Below are 6248 nucleotides of genomic sequence, written 5' to 3' on the forward strand. Positions count from 1 at the left end.
AGAGAGAGCGCTGGCTGGCAACCGCCGAAACGGCTGCCAGCACAGTACATCAGCTGTTACCCATCAGCCATCAATCAGTGGTGATCCACCTTGATGGTTGGATCAGTACCGCCGACCAGCGACTTGATCATGTCGTTGCTCCACTGCACGCCTTCCACCTTGATGTGTACGTCAGCTGTGTTGGCTGCCGCCGCTGCTGTTGTTGCCGTGGTGAATTTCCCGGTAGTGCTGACTTCGATCACCGTGTCCTGACCCACCGTGGAGATGTTCAGGAACTTGGCAATCGCAGCCGCGCTGCTGTCGGCGGCAAGGCTGTCTTCACCCTGCAACAGATCACTCAGGTCGAGCTTGTCAGTGCCTTTCACTGCGCTGTGATCCGGAGCTTTGAAGTCCTTGATCACATCCGAGCCGGTGTCGCCCTGTTTCCAGACGAAGGTGTTCACGCCCGCGCCACCAATCAGGATGTCATTGCCCTTGCCGCCGATCAGGATGTCGTCGCCGCCCTGACCGAACAGGATGTCGTTGCCATTGCCACCGGACAACGTGTCGGCCGCGCCATTGGAGCCGGCAGTCATCGAGCTGTTGGCCAGTCCAATGACGTCGCTCAGGTGCTCAGTGATGTACTGATGCAACGCTTGATCGTCGGCAATCGTGACACCTTTGCTTTCTGCAAACGCCTTGAGCGCCGTAGTGCCTTCCTGACCACCGAAGTTGATCACGTCCCCGAACAGGATGTCGTTGCCGTCACCACCATTGATCGTGTCACTGCCCGGTGCAACTGGCGCCTTTGAGCCCAGAATCGTGGCCGCCAGATCGTCGGCGCTGATGTTGGCTTGCGAGGAAGTACCGGTGTCGTAATGGTCCAGCACGGTGGTGTTGGTGCCGCTGCCGATGCCGATAGCCTCGACGCCGTTGGTGGACAGTGCTTTGAGCAAGACGAAGCCGGTATCTGCCTCAGCCATGGCTTTGGTCAGGTTGTCATTGGCGTAGGTGATGCTGTATTCGGTGCCGCCTTTGCCGTCGTCATGCCCGGACAGCGTGCCCACGGTTTTGGTGGTCACGTCGGAACCTGTACCGCTGTATGAGTAGACCTTGCCGGTTTTGTCTATCAGCACATTCGACTTGTTATTGAACGTCTGCTCGACCGTCTGTCCAGGTTTCCAGCTTGCCAAAGCCGTCGCCAGGGTAACGGTAGTCGTAGCCGCTGAGTTGTAGGCTTTGTAGCTGACCAAGGTGCCGTCGGTGCTTTGATACTCGTTCGGCGCGCCGTCGGTGATGAAGTAGGTCAGGTTCTGCGCATTCGGATTAGCGGCCTTCGCTTCAATGAACCAGTCAGCGGCGGTTTTGAACGCGTCCTCATAGTTAGTCCTGCCATCGGCTTTGATGCTGGTCATCGCCTCTTCAAGCTTGGCCATTGCTGCCGCTTTATCGCTCAGGTCCACGGTTACCGGGGTGCGTGCATTGGTGTCGAAGTCCAGCAGCATCAAGGTGACTTTGCCGGCATCCGAGCCGCTGGCGTTGGTCGCGAGCTTGTCGAACACTTGGGACAGCTGATTTTTTGCCGTTTGCAGCGTGTTGGACATGCTGCCCGAACTGTCGAGGATGAACGCGATGTTGTAGTTCTGGCCTTTGACAGGGATAGTGCCGGCGACGTCGCCCACTATGATTTCATTGGCCGAGCTGCCGTTCAGCGGCGTGAGATCGCTGCCTGCGGCACCCGTGAGGGAGGTGTAGACGCCCGCATCGACGGTGATGTTGATGGTGACAGGCGTTGCGGTCGCAACATCCTGGTTCGAGTTTTCGGTAGAGGTCGCTGTGACGGTCAGGGTGTAGTTGCCGTGGGTGTATTCCGGCGTGGTGATCGTCAGCGTGGTGAGGTCCAGACCGCTGATATTCAACGGCGTAACTGCATCAACCACGGTCACGCTGTGACCTGCGGCGTCCGAGATCACCGAGCCTGTTGGCGCGTTGGTGGTGATCTTGACGGCCAGGCTTTCCGAATCGCTGTCGGTCAAGCCAACAGCAATCGAACTCAGCTTGATCGGGCTGTTTTCCACGCCATGATTAAGCGCGTAGCCGGTGTAATAACCTTCGCCGCTCACACCGTTGACTTCGTTCAGACCAGACACGCTCAGACCGGAAGCTTTCAAATCGTCGATCGACGTATAGAGCTTCGCGTTGGCGCTGTTCAGGTCGACTGTTGTGCCGTCGACCTTCAGCGTCAGGTTGTAGCTGCCTGGCCCGTTCTGGTTGTACTGATAGATATCCAGCGTGTAGTAACCGGACGCTGTCGGCGTGTAGCCCGTTGAATTAACCGTACCGCTCGACTGGCTCCATTGCGCGGTGGCGACGTTCTTGCCGCCGATGGTGATCAGCAGGCTGTCATCGGAACTGCCGCCGAAGTTGTAGGTTTTGCCCGCTTCCAGGTAGATCAGGCCCGACAGTTTGGTGCCGGTGCCCTGAGCCACGGTGCTTTCCGCAGCAGAAGTCGCGATGCCGTGTGTGGTTGCAGCAGTAGTGGTGTTGAAGCCTGCCTTGATGGTTGCAGCATCTGCGCCGCCACCGCCTGTGCCCATATTGGTCAGCGTGCCGACCCATACATCCTTGACCAGACCGGTGGAGGTGATCAGGTTATCGGACAGGGTAATGACCGGTTTGTCAGCCACAGGCGTGATGTCGAGTTTCAACGTCGATGCCGCGCCTGTCAGGCCAGCGGCCACTGGAGTGAACGTCAGCTGTGCATAGTCAGCATGCATGTTGCCCAGGCCGCTGGCGGTGTACGAATGGTCACCCGATTCGTTAGCCACCGGAGTGAACCGCACGCCGCCATCGACGATGAACTGCTTGGTGAACTCCTGACCTGCGGTCACGGTTTTCCACACGCTGCCGTCTTTGTATTCCAGGGTACCAATGGCAGGCACGCTGGTGATCTTGACGCTCATCGCAACGCCTGCGTTGGCTGGATCGGCGATGCCGAACTTGGCCCACGACAGCACCATGGTTTGATCTTCAAGACCCGTTTGCGTACCGCCTGCAGCGACCGGCACGGTGGTATCGACGATGGTGGTGTCGACATGATCAGCCGCACCCACGACCAGCTTCTCGAAGTTACCGCCGGTGGCGGAGTCCACTTTGACCGTGAAGCTTTCGGCGCCTTCGATCAGGCCGTCGGTAAGTGTCTGGATAGTGAACGGCTTGTCCTTAAGGCCTGCCGCAATCGTCACTTCTGCCACACCGGTAAAGTCGCTGCCGTCTTTGGCAACGCCGCTGTAGCTGAGTTTGACCACAACGGCAGTCTGCCCTGGGTTGTCCAGATGTAGCACATAGCTTGCGCTGGCGCCTTCATTGACCGATGCCGCGCCGGTGAGGGTCAGCGTGGTGGTGTCGATCACTTCAGTGACGTTGACGCTCGCCGTTGCGTGGCTGACATCCAGCCCTTGCAGGTAACCGTGGCCGCTGCCGTCGTTTGCGAAACCAGTGACGGTCACGGTCTTCGATGCAACGGTGTTGTAAACGTCGTTGGTGCCACCCGAGACCGAGTAAGTAGTGCTGGTCTGGTTGGCCAGAATGGTCACTACGTCACCGTTGGCCAGCTTCAGCGTCAGGTCGGTTTTCGGCGCGTGATCCACGCTGATAGTGAACAGCGCAGTGCCGCCTTCCGACAACGTTGCCGGTGGCGTCACTGTCACCACGGTGTTGGTGTTCACTTGGGTGATCTGCGTTTCTACCGCACCACGATTGGCATTCACATCTTCGAAGTTACCGCCGCTGTGAGTGCTGATCGCCGTGGAAATTTTGCTCGCGCTGTCAACGTACGGGCTGTCCGGCACGGTGTAGGACACCGATCCCGAGCTTTGACCGGCAGCAATCTTGATCACCTGATTGTTGGTCAGGTTAACGGTCATGTCGGTCTGGGCAGTGACGGCAGCGCCGGTCGGACCGGTCAGCTTCACGGTGTAGGTGATGGTCTGACCTTCCAAAGCCGTGGCCGCGTCGGTCGACAGCGTCAGTTTGGTGGTGTCTTTGCTGTCCTGGATTTGAGTGGTCTGGTCAGTCGAGAGGTAGCCCAACTGCTCGAAATTGCCGCCCACTGCGCTGACAATGTGCGCACCGACTTTGGCCGCGTCGATGTAAATAGTGTCGTCGTGGGTGTAGACCTGCGCGGAACCGGACTTGGTATTGGCCAGGATGGTGATGGTGGCGTTGTTGCTCAGGGTGATGAGCATGTCGGTTTTCGCAGCGTTCTGCAGCGTCGCGGTGTAGGTGATGTAGTTGCCTTCCGTCACGTAGCTGTCGGCAGTCAGCGCGATGTCGCTGATGTTGACCACGTCCACCACTGGTGTGGTCACGGTGGCCTTGCTGTAGTCGAGGTTCTCGAAGTTGCCATCGTTGACGACCGTTTTACCGTCCACCGTGGTGCTGGTGGTCCCGGTCACGTTGACGGTCAGATCGCTCGCCTTGTAGACGTCGTTCGGCACTTTGTAATCGACATAGCCCGTCTTGCTGTTGGCAGCGATGACCAGCGTCTGGCCGTTGGACAGGGTCAGCTCGGTCTTGGTCTGAGCAGCGCTGTCCAGGGTCGCGGTGTATCGAATGGTGCCGTCTTCGTTGACCGACGCCACGTTGGCCGTCAGCGTTACCTTGGTGGTGTTGATCGTGTCATTGACGTGGGTGGTGACCGCCGAATGATCCACGGTCATGCCGCCGGTGACGCCGACAGTGGCTTCCTTGATCGAGTGCACGACATCGCTGGCGTCTTTGTAGACGTCATCAGTCGGACCGGCCACGTTCACCGTGCCAGAGGTCGCGCCTTTGGCGATGGTCAGCGTCTGGTTGTTGTCCAGCTTGACCAGGATGTCCGACGTTGCGGCTACGGCATGGCCGGAGCTGTCGGTCAGGGTGACGGTGTACTGGATCGGGCTGCCTTCCAGGCCAGTTGCTGCGGCCGACAGCACAAGTGTGGTGACTGGCAGCACATGAACAGTGAGGTCCAGAGAGTTGCTTTCCACTGCAGCGGCAGGACCATCTTGAGTGGTCACTGTCACTTTCAGCGGGATGTCGCCCGTCGTTCCGGCAGGCGGCGTGAACGCCAGATTGCTGGTGTTCCAGCCGGTGATGTCGTACGGCTTGCCAGCTTCTGCGGCGGAGATGGTGTGTGTGTTGGCGGTCGTACCGTCGGTGATCACCGAGCCTTGCGGCAGACCGTTGATGCTCAGCTTCAGCGACGAGTTTTCAGAGCCGTCGGTGTCGGTGGCCGCAGCAGCGAAGTGCGACAAGCCGATCGAGTGGCCTTCAAGGCCAGTGTTATCCGCCTGGGTGACCTTAATGTTGTCGAGGATGCCGCCCAGAGAGTTGCTGTCGGCTGCCTTGAATTCCAGACGTGCATTGCCGTCGGAGGTGACCGGCACCTGGAAGGTGTAGGTTTTCAGGCCCACTTGCGATGCGTTCAGCGTACCGATCAGCACGCCGCCCCACGTGACGTTGATCACGGAGTTATCGAGCGCGCCGGCACGTGGCGAGTAATCGACCGAAATCGTGTACGTCGCACCCGCTTTGGCCGGAATGTCGGTGTACAGGTTGCTCGCGTCGCCGGTGTTGCGTTCCAGTTCGATGACGTGGTTGCCCGCGCCTTCTTTAGGGTCCGTCACGCCGTAAACGCTGGCCTTGCCGATCTCGACCTTGTCGTCGCTGTTGCCGGTGTGCCACAGACCGCCGCCTGTCTGGCTGGTAGAGACAACGCCCCAGCTGCCAGTGTTGGCAGTGCTTTCGAAATCGATGCCACGGCTGAAACCGTCGTTAACCAGCGCGATGCTCGGTGTGTCGGTGACTGCTTCTACGTGAACACTGCCGTTGGCGCTTGAGGCACTTGGAGCCCCTTTGTCGTCCACAGCGGTGTAAGTGAAGTTGACGTCACCGCTCCAGTCTTTCGTCGGCTTGAAGTAGATGGTGGCGGTGTCACCAGTGGCCGCGATGTTCGAGGTGCTGTCCAGCGCATGACCGGCAGCATCGTAGAACGTGCCGTTGGCAACGGTGCCCACCAGCTTGAAGAAACTGATGTTGCCGTCGACGTCGCTACCTTTGAGCACGACAGCGATAGCGCTGGCGTCTTCGTTGCCGCTGCCGGCCGCTGGAGACAGACCGTCGCCAGCGACTGGCGCATCATTTTCTGCGGTCAGGCGAATCGTCGAGGTGGTGGTCGCGATGTTGTTGATCGCGCCGCCGTCATCGATGGTGATTGCGATGTTGCG

The 6248-nt window shown here is 59.1% G+C and carries 1 protein-coding gene; it reads right to left on the reverse strand.

The window, feature by feature from the left end; genetic code table 11:
• Positions 1–74: 74 nt before the first annotated feature.
• On the reverse strand, positions 75–6248 hold a 6174-nt coding region (locus ACWKV9_RS12440; RefSeq protein WP_483836400.1), incomplete at its 5' end, for an immunoglobulin-like domain-containing protein.

The organism is Pseudomonas corni, assembly GCF_057128765.1.